Origin of the sequence: Idiomarina abyssalis (assembly GCF_019797805.1) — a bacterium.
Lineage (GTDB): Bacteria > Pseudomonadota > Gammaproteobacteria > Enterobacterales > Alteromonadaceae > Idiomarina > Idiomarina abyssalis.
In genome coordinates this window covers 409,341-430,716 of sequence record NZ_CP081832.1, presented here as the reverse complement: position 1 = coordinate 430,716, position 21,376 = coordinate 409,341, and the positions used below count along the sequence as shown (strand labels likewise).

20 protein-coding genes are annotated in these 21,376 nt (G+C 48.7%); 9 read left to right on the top strand and 11 right to left on the bottom strand.

Features of this window, described 5'->3' with window-relative positions:
• Positions 1 to 107: 107 nt before the first annotated feature.
• The 5 genes from aceF to ampD form a co-directional block, all read right to left on the bottom strand.
• The gene (gene aceF / locus K5X84_RS02150) at positions 108 to 1,871 is read right to left on the bottom strand and encodes a dihydrolipoyllysine-residue acetyltransferase (protein WP_222236457.1); all 1,764 of its coding nucleotides are present in this window, start codon (positions 1,869 to 1,871) and stop codon (positions 108 to 110) included.
• Between the two features lie 12 nt (positions 1,872 to 1,883).
• A complete protein-coding gene (aceE, locus tag K5X84_RS02145; RefSeq protein ID WP_222236455.1) occupies positions 1,884 to 4,556 on the bottom strand; it encodes a pyruvate dehydrogenase (acetyl-transferring), homodimeric type in 2,673 nt (890 codons plus the stop codon).
• Between the two features lie 25 nt (positions 4,557 to 4,581).
• Complete coding sequence (pdhR, locus tag K5X84_RS02140) at positions 4,582 to 5,328, bottom strand: pyruvate dehydrogenase complex transcriptional repressor PdhR (protein ID WP_222236454.1); 747 nt, start codon at positions 5,326 to 5,328, stop codon at positions 4,582 to 4,584.
• Positions 5,329 to 5,413: 85 nt separating this feature from the next.
• Positions 5,414 to 6,238: a beta-lactamase regulator AmpE gene (gene ampE / locus K5X84_RS02135; RefSeq protein ID WP_222236452.1), complete on the bottom strand. Its 825-nt coding sequence runs from the start codon at positions 6,236 to 6,238 to the stop codon at positions 5,414 to 5,416.
• A 10-nt stretch (positions 6,239 to 6,248) separates the two neighbouring features.
• Positions 6,249 to 6,797, bottom strand: coding sequence for a 1,6-anhydro-N-acetylmuramyl-L-alanine amidase AmpD (gene ampD / locus K5X84_RS02130; RefSeq protein ID WP_222236451.1), 549 nt, complete (start codon positions 6,795 to 6,797; stop codon positions 6,249 to 6,251).
• A gap of 67 nt (positions 6,798 to 6,864) precedes the next feature.
• Here ampD and nadC point away from each other — a divergent pair, with 67 nt between their 5' ends.
• From nadC to yacG, 8 genes are all read left to right on the top strand, one after another.
• Entirely contained in the window at positions 6,865 to 7,737 is an 873-nt protein-coding gene (gene nadC, locus K5X84_RS02125; protein WP_222236448.1) for a carboxylating nicotinate-nucleotide diphosphorylase, read from the top strand.
• 74 nt (positions 7,738 to 7,811) lie between these two features.
• On the top strand, positions 7,812 to 8,279 hold the full coding sequence (locus tag K5X84_RS02120; RefSeq protein WP_222236447.1) for a pilin: 468 nt from the start codon (positions 7,812 to 7,814) through the stop codon (positions 8,277 to 8,279).
• Positions 8,279 to 9,562: a GspE/PulE family protein gene (locus tag K5X84_RS02115; RefSeq protein WP_222236446.1), complete on the top strand. Its 1,284-nt coding sequence runs from the start codon at positions 8,279 to 8,281 to the stop codon at positions 9,560 to 9,562. Before K5X84_RS02120 ends, K5X84_RS02115 begins: the two co-directional genes overlap by 1 nt.
• The gene (locus tag K5X84_RS02110; protein ID WP_222236445.1) at positions 9,549 to 10,724 is read left to right on the top strand and encodes a type II secretion system F family protein; all 1,176 of its coding nucleotides are present in this window, start codon (positions 9,549 to 9,551) and stop codon (positions 10,722 to 10,724) included. The genes K5X84_RS02115 and K5X84_RS02110 overlap by 14 nt, the downstream gene beginning before the upstream one ends.
• 18 nt (positions 10,725 to 10,742) lie before the next feature.
• The gene (locus K5X84_RS02105) at positions 10,743 to 11,603 is read left to right on the top strand and encodes a prepilin peptidase (RefSeq protein WP_222236444.1); all 861 of its coding nucleotides are present in this window, start codon (positions 10,743 to 10,745) and stop codon (positions 11,601 to 11,603) included.
• 1 nt (position 11,604) lies between these two features.
• Positions 11,605 to 12,213, top strand: coding sequence for a dephospho-CoA kinase (gene coaE, locus K5X84_RS02100; RefSeq protein WP_222236442.1), 609 nt, complete (start codon positions 11,605 to 11,607; stop codon positions 12,211 to 12,213).
• Between the two features lie 40 nt (positions 12,214 to 12,253).
• Positions 12,254 to 13,018, top strand: coding sequence for a cell division protein ZapD (zapD, locus tag K5X84_RS02095; protein WP_199494226.1), 765 nt, complete (start codon positions 12,254 to 12,256; stop codon positions 13,016 to 13,018).
• Positions 13,015 to 13,209: a DNA gyrase inhibitor YacG gene (gene yacG / locus K5X84_RS02090; RefSeq protein ID WP_199494227.1), complete on the top strand. Its 195-nt coding sequence runs from the start codon at positions 13,015 to 13,017 to the stop codon at positions 13,207 to 13,209. Before zapD ends, yacG begins: the two co-directional genes overlap by 4 nt.
• On the opposite strand, the gene mutT is transcribed toward yacG, so the two are convergent.
• The 3 genes from mutT to K5X84_RS02075 form a co-directional block, all read right to left on the bottom strand.
• Positions 13,206 to 13,622: an 8-oxo-dGTP diphosphatase MutT gene (mutT, locus tag K5X84_RS02085; protein WP_199494228.1), complete on the bottom strand. Its 417-nt coding sequence runs from the start codon at positions 13,620 to 13,622 to the stop codon at positions 13,206 to 13,208. The genes yacG and mutT overlap by 4 nt on opposite strands.
• A gap of 6 nt (positions 13,623 to 13,628) precedes the next feature.
• Positions 13,629 to 16,349 carry a preprotein translocase subunit SecA gene (secA, locus tag K5X84_RS02080; RefSeq protein WP_222236440.1) on the bottom strand — a complete coding sequence of 907 codons (2,721 nt, stop codon included), beginning with the start codon at positions 16,347 to 16,349 and terminating at the stop codon, positions 13,629 to 13,631.
• An 83-nt stretch (positions 16,350 to 16,432) separates the two neighbouring features.
• Positions 16,433 to 17,365, bottom strand: a complete 933-nt coding sequence (locus tag K5X84_RS02075; protein WP_222236438.1) for a M23 family metallopeptidase — start codon at positions 17,363 to 17,365, stop codon at positions 16,433 to 16,435.
• A gap of 88 nt (positions 17,366 to 17,453) precedes the next feature.
• On the opposite strand from K5X84_RS02075, the gene K5X84_RS02070 reads away from it, so the two are divergent.
• Positions 17,454 to 17,858: a DUF721 domain-containing protein gene (locus K5X84_RS02070; protein ID WP_224797845.1), complete on the top strand. Its 405-nt coding sequence runs from the start codon at positions 17,454 to 17,456 to the stop codon at positions 17,856 to 17,858.
• Here the strand turns inward: K5X84_RS02070 and lpxC are convergent.
• The 3 genes from lpxC to ftsA form a co-directional block, all read right to left on the bottom strand.
• A complete protein-coding gene (lpxC, locus tag K5X84_RS02065; RefSeq protein WP_054489884.1) occupies positions 17,855 to 18,775 on the bottom strand; it encodes a UDP-3-O-acyl-N-acetylglucosamine deacetylase in 921 nt (306 codons plus the stop codon). The two genes, K5X84_RS02070 and lpxC, sit on opposite strands and share 4 nt — an antisense overlap.
• Positions 18,776 to 18,899: 124 nt before the next feature.
• The gene (gene ftsZ / locus K5X84_RS02060; RefSeq protein WP_054489882.1) at positions 18,900 to 20,099 is read right to left on the bottom strand and encodes a cell division protein FtsZ; all 1,200 of its coding nucleotides are present in this window, start codon (positions 20,097 to 20,099) and stop codon (positions 18,900 to 18,902) included.
• A 39-nt stretch (positions 20,100 to 20,138) separates the two neighbouring features.
• Positions 20,139 to 21,371 (bottom strand): cell division protein FtsA, encoded by a 1,233-nt coding sequence (gene ftsA / locus K5X84_RS02055; RefSeq protein ID WP_054489880.1) that lies wholly within the window; start codon positions 21,369 to 21,371, stop codon positions 20,139 to 20,141.
• Between the last annotated feature and the right edge of the window lie 5 nt (positions 21,372 to 21,376).

Below are 21,376 nucleotides of genomic sequence, written 5' to 3'. Positions count from 1 at the left end.
ACCCCTTTTTTGTCACGACCAGTTGAGCCACCGGCCGCGGTCAGTCAACGCTAAATGTGGCGCTATTGTAGCGCGAATTAATTCGTATTTCCCGTCCAAATTGGTGCTTAAAGCACCAATTTTCGGATATCTCCCAGTACACCGCTTAAGTAAGCCGTAAAGCGAGCTGCTTCTGCACCGTCTATCACCCTATGGTCATAAGACAACGACAGAGGCAATGTCAGACGCGGCTCAAACTCTTTACCGTTCCATTTTGGCTTCATCTCGTTACGAGAAACACCCAATATGGCAACATCCGGTGCGTTTACTATTGGTGTAAAGGCTGTACCACCAATACCGCCAAGACTGGAAATTGAGAAACAGCCACCCTGCATATCAGTAGCTTTCAACTTACCGTCACGTGCTTTCGTGCTAATTTCGACCAGCTCTTCTGACAGCTCGTAAATGCCTTTTTGGTCAACATCGCGAATAACCGGAACAACCAGACCATTTGGTGTATCTACAGCAATACCAATGTGCACATACTTTTTCATGTACAAGGATTCGCCTGATTCCGACAACGAGGAGTTGAAGGTCGGGAACTCGCGCAGTGCTTTGGCACAAGCCTTAAGAATAAACACCAATGGCGTGATCTTGAAGCCAAGGTCTTTTTTCTTAGCCACTTCGTTTTCTGATTTACGGAAGTTTTCCAGCTCGGTGATATCCGCTTCGTCGAATTGCGTAACGTGCGGTATGGTCACCCAGTTGCGGTGCAGGTTAGGTCCTGACTTACGCTGAATGCGTGACAGTTGAACCTCTTCCACTTCACCAAACTTGCTGAAGTCGACCTTAGGTGGATCAATCACCTGCAGTCCACCACCGCCCTGGCCAGTTGCGCCCGCAACGGCTTTCGGACGAGAGAGTTCGTATTTAACGAAATCTTGTACGTCTTCTTTCAGTATACGGTCTTTAGGTCCGCTGCCTTTGACTTGTGACAAGTCGACACCAAACTCACGCGCGACACGGCGTACCGCAGGCGACGCATGCAAAATTCCTTCTTTTCGGTCGCTACGCTGACTTGGGTGATCAGGTACCGGCGGCTGGCGTTCGCTACTTGGCTTAGCACTGCTGCCGCTGTCTTTTCCTTTGTCCTGATCTTTGTCATCAGATTTCTTATCCGACTCCTTGCCAGACTCTGACTTATCTTCCTTCGCGGAATCGTCTTCTTCTGCTTCGGAATCGTCAGCGCCACCCGATACTTTCAGTTTCGCAATGACAGAACCCTGCGACACTTTATCGCCGACATTGACCAGCATTTCTTCAATTTCACCGTCTTCCGGGCAAGGCACATCCATAGTGGCTTTGTCGGTTTCCAGTGTAATTAAGCCGTCTTCGGCAGAGACTGAGTCGCCTTTAGAGACCAAAATCTCAATAATTTCGACGTCTTCTTCATCACCAATGTCCGGGACTTCCACATCAATGACTTTACTCTCGCCTGAGGACTTCTTCGGCTCAGAAGATTCTTTCTTCTCTTCTTTGTCCTCATCTTTCGACTCAGACGCTTTTTCTTCGTCTTTATCGTCAGACTTGTCTTCTTTTTCCTCTGACTTTTCGTCTTCTTTCTCTTCTTCGTCATCCGAAGAGTCAGAGTCGCCGGCAGCTTCAACAATAGCCAGTACATCGCCTTCGCTGATGGTATCGCCAACTTTTACCTTCAGCTCAACAATTTTACCGCCTGAAGATGCCGGAATATCCATTGACGCTTTGTCACTCTCAACCGTCACAATACCGTCTTCTTGTTCAACGGTATCGCCTTTACTGACGAGAATTTCAATGACTTCTACTTCTTCTCCGCCCACGTCGGGGACTTTGAGTTCGATTTGATCGGCCATCTCAGTACCTCCTTACGCCAAACGTGGGTTGAGTTTGTCAGTGTCGATATCGTAGTCTTTGATAGCTTTCGCTACCACTTTCTTATCGATATCACCTTGATCCGCTAACTCTTTTAGCGCAGCAACCACAATGTATTGCGGATTAATCTCAAAATGCTTACGCAAGTTAGCGCGGCTGTCCGAGCGTCCAAAACCGTCGGTACCCAGTACACGGTAAGAGGTTGGAACCCAGGCACGAACCTGATCAGCATACAACTTGATGTAGTCGGTTGCTGCTACAGCAGGTCCTTTCGCTTTCTTCATGGCTTGTGTGATATAAGCTTCTTTTTCTTTCTTCTCCGGATGCAGCATGTTCCAGCGGTCGGTATCCAGACCGTCACGCGCCAGCTCGTTGAACGAGGTCACACTGTAAACCGTTGAGTTAATGTCGTAGTCTTCCGACAGAATTTTCGCCGCTTCGCGTACTTGCTGCAAAATAGTACCACTACCAAGCAACTGCACATCGCCCTTGGCTTTTTTCTTCGCTTTTACTTTATCCAGCTCGTAAATACCTTTTACGATGCCCTCTTCGACGCCTTCCGGCATTTCTGGCTGATGATAGTTTTCATTCATTACGGTGAGGTAATAGAAAACGTTTTCCTGATCGCCAAACATGCGCTTCAGGCCATCGTGCACGATAACAGCAATTTCATAACCATAAGTCGGGTCATAGCTAATGCAGTTTGGCACTGTGCCGAAGTGAACCAGGCTCTGTCCGTCCTGGTGTTGCAGACCTTCACCATTGAGCGTTGTTCGACCGGCGGTACCACCGACCAGGAAGCCACGCGTCTGACTGTCGCCTGCTGCCCAGACTAAATCGCCCACGCGCTGGAAACCGAACATAGAGTAATAAATGTAGAACGGAATCATGGGTTCGTTGTTCAGCGAGTAGCTGGTACCCGCTGCCACCCAGGACGCCATAGCACCCAGTTCGTTAATGCCTTCCTGAATAACCTGACCTTTTTGGTCTTCACGATAATAGGCGACCTGATCTTTATCTTGTGGTGTGTATTTCTGGCCATGGTGAGAATAAATACCCACTTGACGGAACAGACCTTCCATACCAAAAGTACGGGCTTCGTCCGGAATAATTGGCACAATACGTTTGCCAATTTTCTTGTCTTTCAACAATGCTGTTAAAACACGGACAAAGGCCATAGTCGATGAAATTTCCCGGTCTCCTGAACCTTTCAATACCGCATCAAACGCCTTCAATGCCGGCAACTCCAGTTCCACATCCGTTTCCGGGTTTCGTACTGGCATATAGCCACCAAGCTTTTCGCGACGCTCGTTCAGGTACTTCATTTCATCGCTGTCTTCTTCAAACTTGTAGTACGGCAAGTCTTCCAGTTCGTCGTCTTTAAACGGAATGTTGAAACGGTCACGCATATGCTTAACCGCATCCAGATCCATCTTCTTAACCTGGTGCGCGATGTTCTTACCTTCACCGGCAGCGCCCATGCCATAACCTTTAACGGTTTTCGCTAAAATAACCTGTGGGCGACCTTTGGTGTTCACCGCTTTGTGATACGCCGAGTAAACTTTTACCGGATCGTGACCACCGCGGTTTAAGCGCCAGATGTCTTCGTCTGACAAGTTGGCAACCATTTCTTCAGTTTCAGGGTACTTACCAAAGAAGTTCTCACGCGTGAACTTACCGCCTTTGGCTTTAAAGTTCTGGTAGTCACCGTCAACGGTTTCTTCCATCAACTGCTGTAATTTACCTTCGGTATCACGATACAACAGCGGATCCCAGTAGCGGCCCCAGATAACTTTAATCACTTCCCAGCCAGCACCGTGGAAGTTACCTTCCAGTTCCTGAATAATTTTGCCGTTACCACGAACCGGGCCGTCTAAACGCTGCAGGTTACAGTTGATAACAAAGGTCAGGTTGTCGAGTTCTTCACGAGCGGCCAGACCAATAGCCCCCAAGCTTTCCGGCTCATCGGTTTCACCGTCGCCTAAGAAGCAATAAACACGCTGTTTTGAGCAGTCTTTAATACCACGGTCAGTCAGGTACTTCAGGAAGCGGGCTAAATAAATTGCCTGAATTGGACCTAAGCCCATAGAAACCGTCGGGAACTGCCAGAAGTCAGGCATTAAATGTGGATGCGGATAGGAAGGTAGACCTTTACCATCCACTTCCTGACGGAAATTATTAAGTTGTTCTTCGGTTAAGCGTCCTTCAATGAAAGCGCGACCGTAAATACCAGGTGACACATGACCCTGGATAAACAGGAAGTCTCCCCCGTCACCTTCACTTGGTGCGCGGAAGAAGTGGTTGAAACCAACATCGTACAACATGGCAGAAGAAGCGAAACTGGCAAGGTGGCCGCCCAGCTCTTCGCCTTTTTTTGATGCCCGCAACACCATCATGGCAGCATTCCAGCGAATAGCTGAGCGAATCCGCGATTCCAGCGTCTGGTTGCCCGGCATGGTTGGTTCCTGACTAGCCGGAATGGTATTCAAATACGCAGTAGTTGGCTTGTAAGGTAAATATGCACCGTTACGACGGGCTTTGTCGACCAGTTGTTCTAACAGGTAATGCGCGCGCTCCGGGCCTTCTGCCTCAAGCACACCTTCAAGAGCGTCTAGCCACTCCTGAGTTTCCTGCTGATCGACATCTTTGTTTAATTCTTCACTCATAGCTATTCCTTACCTTTTTATCAATTCAGGAACGTCGTAGCGAACGTTGAATACGTGACTGTTCTTTGCCTAATTCCAACAATGTCTGTTCAATATAGGCCAAATGTTGGTGACACGCATCCCGCGCTTGCTCCGGTTGACCTGCAACAATAGCGCTAACCAGTTGCTGCCGGTGTTGATTCAGTTTTTCCAGCAGGTCGTCGCGACCCGCTAATATTTCCAGGTTCTGCCGAATATTCTCGGCCAATAATTCCTGCATGCCCTGAATGACATGCAACAAAATAACATTGTGTGATGCTTCTGCAATACGGTGATAAAACTCGACGATGGCATTAACCTGCTCATCGATAGTGCTATTTTGGCTATGGCCTAAGCCTTTTATACTCTCTGAAATACGATCCAGATCGGCATCGGTTCCTCTTAACGCAGCATAAAAGGAGGATATGCCCTCCAGCGCATGACGAAACTCAAGCAAATCAAACTGCGACTCAGGGTGCTTGGCCAAGAGCTCAAACAGTGGCTCTGTTAGTTGCTCATTGATGCTATTCACAACGTAAGTTCCGCCGCCCTGGCGACGTTCTACCACACCTTTGGCTTCCAATTTTTGAATGGCTTCGCGCAGCGATGGGCGTGAAACATTAAATTGCTGAGCCAGTTGCCGCTCTGCCGGCAGTTTTTGCCCGGCACTAAGCCGACCATCGACGATCATCTGTTCCAGATGCGCCACGATAGTGTCGGAAAGCTTCGTCTGTTTTATGGGTAAATCTGGCATAACGGTAAATTGGTCAGACCAAAAGATGCGGTTATTCTAAATCATTTAACGGCTGAGCCCAAATTTTTCTCAGCTGGTACTACCTCTAGCTGACCCAGCCTGTCAATGTCAGCACGGCAATAGCACAAACCCAGAATATCTGTTGTCGGCGCATCAGGCGCAACTGGCAGGCAGCATGTTCGGTTCGGTCATCCGGGTGTTGCGGGTTGTCTTCTGCTTTACTGGCAACATTAAACAGAAGCTTATCCGGATCGGCCTTTGGATTCAGGCTTTGTTGCAACCACTCGGGAAGCGCCCGTGAGAAGTGACCAACTATCAATAAACCAAAAGCTGCCAGCCTTACCGGAACCCAGTCAGCAAACCACAACAGTTGCTGCCAGAGGCTAACCGATTCTCCCTCGCGCTGCTGGGTTTCAGCGTAGCGCAGAGTGGCATAAACCAAGGCTCCAAAGCTGCCAAACAACACGAAGTAAAACATCACGGCAATATATTGTCGGTAATTGATCCAGATTAAAGAGTCGCTAATTTGGTGAGGCTGATGACGCCCGGCAAATTCAGTCAGAGACTGTTGATGTTCAATAATACTTGGCTCATCTCCTCTGTTAGCTGCTTTTAAATATTCTTTGTAGTTTTTCCGGGCCGGTTCACAGTTAAAAGCCAGCAGCAGCGCAAGAATACTGACAATAAAAGTCACCATCAGGTTGTCCAGTAGCACCACCAACAGACCAACAGCCAGTGCCGGTATCAACAAACGCACAAGCTGTAAGGGCTCGCTCTCCCATTTTTCATCCTGCAGACGGGCTGAGCTCCAACGTTGCCAACGTTCCATATAGAAAGCCCAGTGCAAGAATGCAGGGCTGTGGTACAAACGCTCAACGCTTAGTGCTATCAGCAACGCAATGAGGACCATTCATGACTCCTTATAGGGCATTTAAATAGGTTTGCCAGTCAAATTCACTGCCCGGGTCGGTCTTGCGGCCCGGAGCGATATCCTGATGACCGACAATACGACGACGGTTTAATTTTGGGTATGTGGCGATAAGCGCCTCGGTTACCTGGATTAATTGTTGATACTGTTGTTCAGTATAGGCGGTGTGATCGGTTCCTTCGAGTTCAATACCTATACTGAAATCGTTGCACCGCCGGCGCCCGCAATACCTTGACTGGCCAGCATGCCACGCACGCTTATCAAAAGGAACGTATTGTTCCAGCGTGCCGTCGCGGCGGATAACACAATGCGCGGACACTCGAAGTCCCTGCAGTATAGAAAAGTCCGGGTGTGCGTCGGTTTCCAGCTCACCCATAAACAATTGACGCACGTATGGCGTACCGTATTCCCCCTCGGGCAGGCTGATGCAATGAATAACCAACAGACTGATCTCGTCTGTCTGTGGACGCTCATCGCAGTGCGGCGACGGGTATTGAACTGCCGTTGTTATTTTATGATTTTTTATCGGGTCGCTTTTCACAGGCTCAACAAAACGGTAAAGTTTGCCCCCTAGTATCCGTATTGTCTGCTAAAAGGTAAAGCCATCTATGAGTCAGCCCGAGCTGCAACTTGCCATTCAGGACGGCGTAAGCGCCGCACTGAAGGAAGATTTATCCGGCGAAGACGCCAGTTATGATATTACTGCGCAATTGATTCTTGAGCAGAGTCAGTCCCGTGCCAGCATTATCACCCGGGAAGAAGCGGTGGTTTGTGGGTGTGGCTGGGTCGATCAAGTATTCCGCCAGCTTGGGCAAAAAGTGGAAATTGAATGGCTGGTGAAAGACGGTGATAAGGTGGCAGCGAATACGGAACTGTGTCGTCTGAAAGGACCAAGTCGCATTTTGCTGACCGGAGAGCGCACTGCACTTAATTTTTTGCAGACCTTGTCTGCAACCGCCACCACCACATACCAGTACAGTCAACTTCTGAATGACTACAAAACGCAGCTGCTGGATACGCGTAAGACCTTGCCGGGTATGCGATTAGCACAGAAATACGCGGTGCGTTGCGGCGGCGGCGTGAACCATCGTATCGGTTTGTTTGACGCCTACCTGATTAAAGAGAATCACATTTTTGCCTGTGGTGGCATAGCTCAGGCCGTTAAAGCAGCAAAACAACTGAATCCGGGTAAAACGGTGGAAGTTGAAGTTGAAAACCTGGATGAATTCTCGCAGGCGTTAGCCGCAGAAGCCGACATCATTATGCTGGATAACTTCAGTATCGCTGATATCGAGCAGGCCGTGCAGCAGAACAAAAACAACTCGTCACACCAGGCTAAATTAGAAGTTTCCGGTAATGTCACCGATGAGCGTTTGCAAGAATTAGCGGCTACCGGTGTGGATTTCATTTCTTCCGGCGCTTTGACTAAAAACATTCAAGCCATTGATTTATCAATGAGAATTTCCCAAGATAGTGAATAACTTACAGAGAAATAGAATTTACTAATTGGCCAGGGTAAGCCACAGTTTCACTGTTTTTAACAGGGAGCTGTCTAATGCAGGATGCACATTCTTACCGTTTACCCGGAGCCGGTTTTAGCTTAATTGAAATGATGGTCGTGGTGGCCATCATTGCCATTCTCTCCGCTATTGCGGTTCCGTCATATACCTACTATACGCAGCAGGCTAAAGTCAGTAAGGCGCTGGCTCATGCTCAACCATTGCAACTGGGTATTGCCCTATGCTGGCAAATTGAGGGACAGTTAAACCAGTGCAATCAGGCCGGAAGCCAGGGCATTCCTGCAGTCCCGGCACCACTACCTGATGAACTCAGTGATTTGAGCCTGACACAGGCGGCTGCCGTGCGACTGACCCTGAACTCTGTCAGTATTAATAACCAACCTCTGCAAATTGAACTGACACCCAATGCGGCTAATACGCACTTAGACTGGAGTATCGCCTGCTCAGACTATGGTGAGTCTCGCAGTGTCGTGCAAAACTGTGAACGTCAGGTAAGTTACTAATGTCTGTTATCGGTCGCTGTTCACTGGCTCATCTGAAGCAGGTATCAGGTAGTACAGACGATCCGTTTCTTAAGCAACACGGGTTGCAGCCTTTTGCCAGTACTCAACACTGGGAGCTATTAATACAACAACCCGGTTTTCCACCGGTAGATGCCGTGCTTTTGAGCTTTTACAGCAATAAAAAAGTGATGGTACTTCGCGGGGAAGGTCAACTTCCGGGAGTTCAGATAAGCCATGACTCCGTCGTCGATTATGTTGACCAGCTGTTGCTGTACTGCGCGGCGGAAGGCCTGTCAGATATTCATATACAACCTCAGGAAAGTGGCATTACTGTGCGAGGCCGCATAGCCGGCGAGCTCTCTCGCTTAGATGTGCTGCCCGCAGACTTTGGGCAGCAGATTTACTCCCGAATTAAGGTACTGGCTAATCTCGATCTCACTGAACTACGTCAACCGCAAGACGGTCGTTTGTCGGTGCGTGCTGAGAATAGCCGCCAACACGAGTTTCGCTTAAGTTGTTGCCCCGTCATTGGGGGTGAAAAGCTGGTGCTGAGATGCCTGCAGCCAACGCAGAGTATTACGCCCCTGCAGCAAACAGGGTTACTGGACGCGCAATACCGATGGTTTGCCCATTGCCTGAGTCAGCCACAAGGGTTAATTTTGGTTACCGGCCCGACCGGTAGCGGCAAAACCTCGACCTTATACAGCGCCATAAGTCAGTTAGACGCAGAGCGATGCAATATCTGCAGTGTTGAGGACCCGGTTGAAGTCCCCCTGCCCGGTTGCAGCCAGGTGATGGTCAATCATCGACAAGGGCTCACCTTTGCGTCTGTGCTCCGCGCTCTGCTAAGGCAGGACCCGGATGTCATGCTGATTGGAGAGATTCGGGACTCTGAAACAGCAAAAATTGCAGTGCAGGCAGCGCAGACCGGGCACCTGGTTCTGACCTCGATGCATACGAACAGCTGTCTCGACAGCTTGAAACGCTTACAGTCTCTTGGCATCAACCCGCTGGACATCCGCAGTTCACTCAGTCTTATTGTCAGTCAACGGCTATTTCCGGTACCCGCAACTGCTGAAAATAAGCGTCAAGCAGTGTTTGAGGTCGTCCCCTGGCAGGAGCAGGCGGAGAAATTCATCGACCTTAAGACAAATACAGCGGATCTGCGTCGTTATCTGGAGTCATTGCAGCTGCCTGATTTCTCTCAAGCTTTGCAAAACTACATAGACGCAGGTCAGATCAACCGCAAAGAAAAAGAACGGTTCACCTATGATGCCGATTAATCATTGCTGGTACTGGCAAGTGGGTAAGCAGTGCGGGTTTGTTCATGCCGACTCGGCACTTCAGGCAAAACAACTGTTAGCGCAGCACAAAATAAACAGTGCGGCAGTAAAACCTTTGTCGGCCCACAAACTAAAAGGCTATAAACCCCGCTTATCGCTGTGGTATGAGTTGCTGCAGCAAGTATCTGACCTACTCAGCAGCGGGTTACCGCTTGCTGAAGCATTACGACACAGTGTCTGCGAGAGCCCATCCAGAGGGTTGCGCTGGATGGTTGAAGACTGCATCCGTTGTATTGAGCGCGGTCTTGCTTTTAGCCGGGCGTTGCAGCTCTATAAAAACTGGTTGCCGGAAGAAGACATCACCGCCATAGCCTGGGCGGAGCAAACCGGCCAGCTTGCTCACACCCTGCACCAGTTGCATCAGGTTGCCAAACGCCAACTGCGGCTCAAAAAGCAAATGAGCAAAGCGCTTCGCTATCCGGTTATAGTACTTTTAGTTGCGGGCGCCGTTTGCTTCATGATGATGGGTTGGGTACTGCCAAGTTTCGCACCGTTATTTAGTGAAGGGGAACTCCCGTGGCTGACCCGGACTTTACTTAATACTTCGGATTTCCTACGAGAGCAAACCGTGTCGCTTCTTGGCCTTATTTTGTTCTTCTCAGCATCGTTGTATATGGTCAGGAAAAAGGCGCCTTTATTCTGGCAACGAGCCCTGTCCCAACTGCCTTTTATCGGGAAATTGTTGGAGGACATTAAACTCCAACAGCTTTTTCACCGTCTGGCTGTTGCCCTGAAGGCTGGCATTGAAACGCGTCAGGCTCTTAACAGCACCGCGCATTCCCTGACCTGGCTACCTCACCGCCATGCTTTACGCTCTGTTCAACAAAGTGTCGAGCAGGGAAACGGCTGGGTAGACAGTTTCAGAGCAAGCCCTTTAAGTGAGCCTCGTACACTGAGCTTTCTCAAAGTTGCCGAACAAAACGGTAACGTCGATCAGGCCTTTGCCACGCTTGCCGATATTCGCCAGCAACGCTTTGAACAAAACTGTGAGCGCTTGATTGGTCTGGCAGAGCCCTTGCTGATGGTGATTTTAGGCGGCATTATAGGCACTCTGCTGGTCGCAATGTATTTACCGCTGTTTTCTATGGGGCAGCAATTTTAACCACGAAGGAACACAAGTATGGAACACTTGCTCGCTGCTGAGTCGATACCAACTCTGGTGTTGGCGCTGATACTTGGTGCTGTTATTGGCAGCTTTTTGAATGTTGTTATTAGCCGGTTACCCATTCAGTTACAGCGACAGTGGCAGCGTGAATGTGCTGAAATGAACGGCACTCCATTAAAAGAACTGGATCACTTTTCTATTGCGGTTCCCGGCTCACACTGCCCTGAGTGTAAAACCTCTATAGCCTGGTACGACAATATACCGCTGCTGAGCTATTTGGCATTACGTGCCCGGTGTCGCCACTGCCAGACTCATATTCCGCTAACCTACTGGCTGGTTGAGCTTATCAGTTGTCTAACCTTTGGACTGGTTGCCTGGTACTTTGGTTTTAGTCTTACAGCCCTGGTTTATGTTGCGGTATTTTCGCTGCTCATCTGCCTGTTTGTTATTGACTGGAATCATCAGCTATTGCCCGATCAGTTAACCTATCCGCTGCTTTGGATTGCCTTGCTCTGGTCATTGTCACCTACCAGTGAACTCTCACCTGACTCCGCCATTATAGGCGCGGTAGCAGGATACCTGAGTCTATGGAGCATTTACTGGGCGTTCAAACTTGTTACCGGGAAGGAAGGAATGGGTTACGGCGATTTTAAGCTGCTGGCGGCCATTACCGCTTTTACCGGTGCAACTTTGTTGCCGGTTACCATTCTTGCCAGTTCAGTTTGTGGTGCCATAGTGGGCTTAGTCATGATACGCGGCAAAGGCCGGTCACAGCCAATACCCTTTGGCCCGTTTTTAATTGGCGGCGGCATACTCAGCTACTTCTTTGGAACAGATTTACTCTTTAGTTACTGGCGCTGGTTAGGAGGCGTTTAAAATGACCTATGTTGTCGGTGTAACAGGAGGTATTGGCAGCGGCAAGTCTGCAGCTACTGCTGAATTCGAAAAGCTGGGTATTACCGTCGTCGATGCCGATGTCGTGGCCCGTCAGGTTGTTATGCCGGGAACTCCCTGCCTGCAGGCTATTGCAGAGCACTTTGGAAACCAGTTATTGACTGAAGGTGGTGAGCTTAACCGCAAGGCGTTACGCCAAAGGGTCTTCTCTAACCCCCGGGAAAAGGAATGGCTGAATAAGTTGCTCCACCCCGCGATAAGACAAGAGCTCATCTCTCAGCTTGAACAAGCCGACTCTCCCTACGTGATTTTGTCAGCTCCCTTGTTGTTGGAAAACGGTCTGGAAAAATACTGCCAGCGAGTGCTGGTGGTTGATGTTCCTGAATCTTTGCAAATATCGCGAACTATTCAGCGCGATGACAGTCCTAAAAAAGAAGTGGAAGCTATTATGAAGGCACAGCTAAGCCGCAGCGAGCGGCTAGAAAAAGCAAATGATGTGCTAAACAATGATGGCAGTCTGGAACAGCTGAAACAGCAGGTACTTCAGTTACATCAGCGCTACCTGGCGGCAACCGTTGCACAGGAAAAGTAATTCGCTATTATAGGAACAGAGTTCACCAATCGGCAATCGCATGGCATCGACTGATAACGACAACATTCTCTACGAATACCCTCTTCAGGAGCGCATGCGAACCTATTTGCGATTGGAGCACGGCTTTGAGCAGCTAAAAGCCAGTCAACTGTGCTTTGAAGAACAAGCGGAACCCTTCTTTAATGCGTTATTCGCCGTTACCGAGCTACTGGAACGCTTTGATATTCGGACCGAACTCAGTAAAGATTTAGATCTCGATAAACAACGTTTGCAAAAGTGGGAAGCGCACCCTGACGTTGACCGCGAAGCGTTGCGCAATACCATTCAGGAAATTGAGCAGTGTCTTAACCAGTTACAGGATATTCCAAAATACCTGCGACAACTTAAGGACGATGCCCTGCTAGCCAGTATCAGACAACGTTTTAGCCAACCCGGTATGAGTGGTTTATTTGAATTACCACAACTGCAGCTTTGGTTAAGCCAGTCCGCTGAAGACAAAGCCAAACAATGCGAAGAGTGGCGCAAGACCTTAGCTTTTGTGGAGTTAGCTATCACACTGAAGCTGACACTGTTACGCGAGCAATCTGTTTTTGTTCCCATGCAGCTACAAAATGGTTTCTTACAGGAAAGTTCGGATCAGCTACTGGCAATGTTGCGCATTAAAGTTCCTCGCTCAGCCAATATTTACCCCGTCATTAGTGGGCACAGGCAACGTTTTACGGTACGATTCATGCCCTTACCGGGGGAAAGTAATGAAACCTCTCTTCAAGACATTGAATTCGAAATCGCAAGGTGTAGTCCATGAGTGTTAGCGTTAACTGCCCAACCTGCCAAAAACAAGTTGAATGGTCAGAAAAATCACCCGCCCGCCCCTTTTGCAGTGAGCGTTGCAAACTGATTGATTTAGGTGAATGGGCTAACGAAGAGAAAAGTATTCCTGGCGAGCCTGTTGTCATTGCTAATGATGATTACAACAACGACGAACAGGATTATTAATAGGCGTTTAAAGACTGCATAATGCATTCAACAATGGGCTGGTTCGCTTCAGGAAACTGAAACGCGTCAAGTTGGTTTTTATCAACCCAACACCAGTCCTGACCTTCTAACTGACGCACTTCACCGTCGTAAGCAAGTACCCACCAGACATCGAGTAAGACCCGTTTATCTTTATACTGATGCTCGATAACTGTTAGTGGTGCCATATCGGTCACATCAATACCGCACTCTTCTTTTAGTTCGCGTTGCAGCGCTTGCTGGACATTCTCGGCGGCTTCGACTTTACCGCCCGGGAATTCCCATTTCCCACCCTGATGTTGTTCAGGATGACGTTGGGCTATAAAAATTTCACCCTGTTCATTCTCAATAACGCCCACTGCAACATGTACAGCAGGCGATGCTTCGGTTTTCATAGTAACCTACAGTTTACCGTGACAATGTTTGTACTTTTTACCAGAACCACAAGGGCAAGGTTCATTACGACCCACTTTGGCACCTTTACGAACAGGTTGTCCCTGTGCGTCAGCATTGTTTTGCTGAGTTGGCTCTTCTGCAGCAGGACCGCTTTGCTCATGACGGAACTCACGAGGAGCACTATCCGCTGCCTTACGTTGTTCATCAACCGCATCGACGTCTTCCGGAGCCCGAACCTTAACCTTACTTAAAATGGTTACCACGTCGAGCTTCAATGCCTCCAGCATATCGGTAAAGAGCGCAAAGGCTTCTTTCTTGTATTCTTGCTGAGGGTTTTTCTGCGCATAGCCACGCAGGTGAATCCCCTGACGCAGGTGATCCATTGCCGCCAGGTGCTCTTTCCAGTGTTGGTCGAGGCTTTGCAGCATAATAGATTTTTCGAAACGGCGTAAAACTTCCGGCCCGACCATCTCTTCTTTTTCCTGATAGGACGCAATCAGTTTTTCCAGAACACGTTCACGCAGAACTTCTTCGTGGAAATGCTCTTCCTCTTCCAGCCATTTTTGTAAGGGTACGTCTATGTGGAAGTCACCGCGCAGGCGCTCTTCCAGACCTTTTAAGTCCCATAACTCGGCTAAAGACTGAGGCGGAACATACTCGCTAATGACACTGTTGATAACATCTTCGCGAATAGCAACGATGGTCTCAGAAATATCGCCTTCATCCAGTAATTCATTGCGCTGTTCATAGACAACGCTGCGCTGATCATTGGCAACGTCATCGTACTCCAACAACTGCTTACGCACGTCGAAGTTACGGCCTTCCACTTTACGTTGAGCATTTTCAATGGCACGAGTTACCCAAGGGTGTTCAATTGCTTCGCCTTCTTTCATGCCTAAACGCTTCATCATGGTAGCCATTCGCTCTGAAGCGAAAATGCGCATGAGTGAATCTTCTAACGACAGATAGAAACGCGACGAACCCGGGTCACCCTGGCGACCGGCACGACCGCGCAGCTGGTTATCGATACGACGTGATTCGTGACGCTCAGTACCGATAATATGCAAACCACCGGCTTCAATAACAGCATCATGCAGTTTTTGCCATTCTTGCTTTATCTTTTCAATTTTCTCGTTGGTAGGCTCATCCAGCTTTTCAACTTCAGCCATCCAGCTACCACCTAACACGATATCGGTACCGCGACCGGCCATGTTGGTTGCTATAGTCACGGTACCCGGACGACCTGCCTGAGCGATGATATCTGCTTCTTTTTCGTGGAACTTAGCGTTCAATACCGCATGAGGAATTTTCTTCTTCTTCAGCAGGTTCGACAACAGTTCAGAGTTTTCGATAGATACCGTACCCACCAATACCGGTCGTTTCTGCTTACGGCATTCTTCTATATCTTCCGCTATCGCTTCGTATTTCTCCAACGTAGTCAGATAGATAAGGTCTGCTCTGTCATCGCGGATCATAGGTTTGTTGGTTGGCAGTACGATAGTTTCCAAGCCGTAAATAGACTGGAACTCAAAAGCTTCAGTATCCGCTGTACCTGTCATACCCGCCAGTTTGTTATACAAACGGAAGTAATTCTGGAAAGTAATAGAAGCTAAGGTCTGGTTTTCATTCTGAATTGGAACGCCTTCTTTGGCTTCAACCGCCTGATGCAGACCTTCGGACCAGCGGCGGCCTTCCATAGTACGACCTGTATGTTCATCAACAATAACGATTTTGTCGTCTTTAATGATGTAATCAACGTCTTTCTGGAACAGGTGATGCGCACGTAATGCCGCATTAATGTGGTGCAGTAAGCTGATGTTGGCGGCGGAATACAGCGAATCGTCCGCTTCCAGCATGCCTTTTTCTTTCAACAGCTCTTCAATGTGCTCTTGTCCGTGTTCGGTCAGGTGCAACTGCTTAGCTTTTTCATCGATAGTGAAGTCGCCGTCGCCTTTTTCTTCTTCCGTATCTTCTTTTTCCTGGCGCACCAAATGGGGAACCAGTTCATTCATTTTACGGTACATTTCCGAGCTGTCTTCGGCTGGTCCGGAAATAATCAGCGGTGTACGGGCTTCATCAATTAGAATTGAGTCAACTTCATCGACCAAAGCATAGTTTAATTCGCGCTGGACTCTGTCCTGCGGTGCAAATGCCATGTTGTCACGAAGATAGTCGAAGCCAAACTCGTTGTTGGTACCGTAGGTAATGTCTGCCTGATAAGCCGCTTTTTTATCTTCCGGTGCCATACCCGGAATATTAAAGGCAACTGTCAGCCCCAGAAAGTCGAATAATGGCTGGTTGAACTCAGCGTCACGCTTTGCCAGATAGTCGTTCACCGTAATGATATGAACACCTTTACCAGGCAACGCATTTAAATAAGCTGGCAGGGTTGCAGTTAAGGTTTTACCTTCACCGGTTTTCATCTCAGCAATACGATTATCATTCAGTACCATGCCGCCAATAAGCTGCACGTCAAAATGACGCATACCAAAGACGCGCTTGCTGGCTTCACGAACCGTTGCAAAAGCTTCTGGTAAAATTTGATCTAAACGCTCACCGTCATTCAGGCGCTTTCGAAACTCCGTTGTTTTCTCTTTTAGCTCGGCATCACTTAACGCTTCAAACTCGGGTTCCAGCGAGTTGATTCGCTCAACGTCTTTCTTCATGGTTTTTAGAATGCGATCGTTGCGACTACCAAATACTTTTCGAAACAGACTGCCTAGCATGAGATTGATTTATCCTGTGTTACTTTCCTGAACAACAAAAGCGGTACCGAAGTACCGCCTACGTTCTAAATTAATTTACCGAGTTATTTTGAGTCAGCTTTGCGATACACAAATTGGTTCGGGTCAATTTGACGACCATTACGCAAAACTTCGTAATGAACGTGCGGGCCGGTAGAACGACCGCTACTACCCATTTCAGCAATTTGCTGGCCACGGGTGACAACATCCCCTACTGATACCGATAGCTTATCATTATGTCCGTAGCGCGTTTTTAAGCCACCGCCATGGTCAATTTCAACCAACATACCATAACCGTATCGGTCACCCGCCCAGGTCACTACACCTGCGCCGGTAGCAATAATCTTCACTTCTTCATTATAACTGGCAAAGTCTAACCCTTTGTGCATGGCTGGTGTGCCATTAAAAGGGTCCTTACGCACACCATATTGCGACGACAACCAACCATCTGAGATTGGGCGCCCCGCAATATAAGCATCATTATTAAGTTGGTGATTCATCATCACAGATTCAAGTAGTGATAGCTGTTTTTGTTTGTCAGAGATTTGCGACAACATATCTTCAATTTCGCGAATAACGTCTGTACCTGAGCTTTGCGGCAACTCGGCAACTTCAATTTCCGGACCACCTATGGGCAGTTCCTGATTAAAGTTAAACTCGCCGTTATCCAAATTGGCAACGCCAGCTAAACGTTCCCCCAGAGCATCCAGACGACGCATTTGAGCTCTTAATTCACCCAGGTATACCGTCATTGCACCCAAACGCTTTTGGGTATCCTCTTTCAGGTCTTTTAATGCTTGTTCTTGTAGGACAAGCTTTTTCTGCTCTGCAGAAATTTTTGATTGCGCCAGTTCAGGATCGATTCCCTGATACTGCCATGGCTGCCAACTGGCAAGTCCGATAAAAGCAGCAATGCCAACATAGGACAAAAACCGACGTCGACTTAACCGAATACGAAAACGTACTTTGGAGCCTCGATAAAAGACTGATAAACTCATCTGAACTCTCTTATTATTTGCCTACTACGCAATTATGTCACGACACCCGAAAACCCCATCAGAATGGCTCCGTTCCGGACAACGGACTTTGTCGACAACATTACGACACTATGCACAGTTTGCCGCCCAACTTTCGCATTGGCAACAATTGTTTCAACAATGCGTTGATAAAAACACCAACCAACACTGCCAATTGCTGAATATCCGCGATGGTCAAATGATCATTCAGGTGGATAACGGTAGTTGGGCAACCCGGCTAAAACTTCAGCAAGCGGCCATTATAACGCATTTTCGTGACAATGCGACGGTCCCGGTACAGAGCCTTTCTATTAAGGTGTCTCCGTCAATGAACAGTTTTCAGAAAACGATTAAAAATCAGAAAGATTCAAGCAGTGCGGAGCGTTTGCTGGCAATGGCGGAAGGCTGCGACGAGCCGTTGAAATCGGAGTTAAAAGCGTTGGCGGCAAAGTTTACCGCCAACGATAAAGACTAAGCTGTGGTTGTTGCTGGTGACCAAAAGGCGATAGGCGCTTTTTCCTGCTCACCGTCAAAGGTCACAAATTCCCACGCAGATTCTTGCGCTAATAAAGCCTGAAGTAACTGGTTATTCAGTGCATGCCCTGACTTATAAGCACGCAGGTGACCCAGAATACTGTGTCCCCCCATGTACAAGTCACCAATAGCGTCCAACATTTTATGTTTTACGAACTCATCGTCGTAACGTAAGCCGTCACTGTTGAGAATGCGGAATTCATCCAGCACAACGGCGTTATCAAAACTGCCGCCCAGTGCCAGGTTGTTTTCCCGTAAAAATTCAATGTCTTTCATGAAGCCAAAGGTACGGGCACGACTAATTTCTTTTATAAAGGCATTAGCACTAAAATCGATGCTGACTGTTTGCCCTGTGTCTGCAATAGCCGGGTGTTCAAAGTCGATAGCAAAGTCGATACGGAAACCATCGTGGGGTAGCAGTTCCGCCCACTTATCACCGTCTTCGACACGTACCGGCTGTTTGATCCGGATGAACTTTTTCGCTGCTGACTGCTCTTCAATACCCGCGCTTTGTAGCAGGTAAACAAACGGGTGCGAGCTGCCGTCCATAATTGGAATTTCATGCGAGTCGACTTCGATTATCGCGTTATCAATTCCAACGCCGGCCAGCGCAGCGAGCAAATGCTCGACGGTAGAGATGCGAACGTTTTCTTCGTTGATAAGACAGGTACACAGCTGCGTATCACGCACCCAGTCGGCCCGTGCTGGAATATCCACCACAGGATCAAGGTCCACACGACGGAATATCAAACCGGTATTAGCCGGCGCAGGACGTAAAGTAAGGTTTACTTTATTGCCTTTGTGCAGCCCAACACCCGTGGTTGATATTGCTTGCTGTAATGTACGTTGCTTAATCATGGTACTTGTTCACCTACCTTTTCTATTCGGTTCGCCCTGGCTGACGCCAAAGCGGCCGCATATTATACGACATTTGTCATGGTTCGATCAAATTTTACGCATACTTACACAGAGTTACGCCAAATTAGTCGACCTGTTTTCGTAAAAATGCCGGAATATCCAGGTAATCGAGTTCTTTATCCTGTTTAGCTTTGGCAGCTGGCTGACGTTTTGGTTCAGCTTTTGCTTCCGCTTGAACTTCTTCCTGCTCTTCGTAACGAGGAGCGGCCGCACCGCGGTCTATGTCGCTGCTACGGTATGCCGGCTGAGGTTCACGCTTAGGCGCAGCCTGGCTGGTATTGTTCACCAGAGAAATATCCGGTTTACGCTCAGCACCGATACCGGTTGCAACAACAGTAACGCGCAGTTCGTCGGACATTTCGGTATCGATAACGGTACCCACAATCACTGTGGCGTTATCTGAGGCGAAGGCTTTAACCGTATTACCGACGGTATCGAGCTCTTCAATGCTCATATCCATACCAGCAGTAACGTTAATTAATACGCCACGAGCACCAGACAAGTCGATGTCTTCCAGTAACGGGCTGTTAATTGCCATTTCGGCCGCTTCCTGCGCACGGTCTTCACCGCTGGCAACACCGGTACCCATCATGGCCGTACCCATTTCTTTCATAACCGCGCGAACGTCGGCAAAGTCAACGTTGATAAGACCCGGACGAGTAATCAGCTCGGCAATACCCTGAACCGCACCCAACAATACGTTGTTTGCTGCGCTGAAGGCATCCAGCAAGCTGGTTCCACGACCCATAACCTTAAGCAATTTCTCGTTTGGAATGGTAATTAACGAGTCGACACTTTGTGCCAGTGCGTTAATACCTTCGTCGGCGACAGCCATGCGCTTTTTCCCTTCAAACGGGAAAGGCTTGGTCACAACGGCAACAGTCAGAATGCCCAGTTCTTTGGCAACTTCAGCAACCACAGGTGCTGCACCGGTTCCGGTACCACCGCCCATGCCAGCTGCAATAAAGACCATATCAGCGCCTTCTAAGTGGACTTTGATGTTCTCGCGGTCCTCTTCTGCCGACTGGCGACCCACTTCAGGGTTGGCGCCAGCGCCAAGACCTTTAGTAATGTCCTGCCCTAATTGAATGGTGACATCTGCCGTATGATTACGCAGAGCCTGCGCATCGGTATTGGCTGCAATAAACTGCACACCTTCAATTGATTCTTTTACCATGTGCTGAACAGCGTTTCCGCCGCCACCACCGACGCCAATCACCTTAATGACGGCTTCGCTTTCATAATTGTCCATCAGTTCGAACATAATAATTCTCCCTACCTGCTTTTAACGTGCTACCCCAAGTTAAAACTCACCTTTGAACCAACTCTGCACTTTTTGCCAGAGTCCGATCACGTCAGTTTTAGAGCTTTCTTTTTGTGACACAGCGGCATCTTCCTGCCCATACCGTAACAGTCCCACCGCTGTGGCATAAACCGGATCTTCGACGTAATCCCGCAGGCCTTTCATGCCCAGAGGAACGCCGATACGAACCGGCATTTGAAAAATTTCTTCAGCAAAATCGACGCAGCCTTCCATTTTGGCGCTACCGCCTGTGATAACTACGCCGGCTGCTATTTGCTCATCTAACCCGCTTTGCTGGATCTCGTCCCTGACCAGCTCAAACAATTCCTGATAACGTGGCTCTACCACTTCCGACAAGGTATGACGTGACATCACCCGTGACGGACGCCCACCCACCGACGGCACTTCAATGGTGTCTTCCATACTGACCATTTGCCGCAGCGCACAAGCGTGCTTGGTCTTAATTTCTTCCGCGTGGTTGGTCGGTGTACGGAAAATTTTGGCAATGTCACTGGTGACCTGATTGCCCGCCGCAGGAATAACAGCGGTATGACGCAATACACCGCCCGCATATATACAAATATCAATGGTCCCGCCGCCTAAATCGACCAGCGCTACACCTAAATCTTTTTCGTCATCGGTCAGTACCGAGATGCTGGATGCCAGCGCTGAGAAAATGAGTTTGTCCACCGACAACCCGCAGCGCTCAACCGCTTTTATGATGTTTTTCGCCATGTCATTCGCACAGGTAATAATGTGCACTTTAGACTCCATGCGAACACCCGACATGCCAATTGGGCTGCGAATGCTTTCCTGGGAGTCAATGACGTACTCCTGCGGTAACACATGCAAAATACGACGCTCTTTTGCAATAGGTACTGACTGTGCGGCGTGAATCACGCTGTCGACATCGTCCTGTGTCACTTCAGCTTCGTTAATCGGTACCATGCCACTTTCGTTCTGGCAGGAAATATGACGGCCGGAAATGTTCAGGTACACCGATGCCACGCGACAGTCAGCCATCAGTTCGGCTTCATCAACAGCACGCTGGACCGACTGAACAACCAGGTTAAGGTCGTTAACGCCGCCTTTGTCCATACCACGCGAGGTCGCTGTACCAACGCCAACAACGCTGATCTCATTATCTGGCAGCAATTCGCCAATAAGCGCCGTCACTTTGCTGGTACCTATATCCAGACCTACAACCATATTGTGTTCCGATGTTTTCGACATAACCG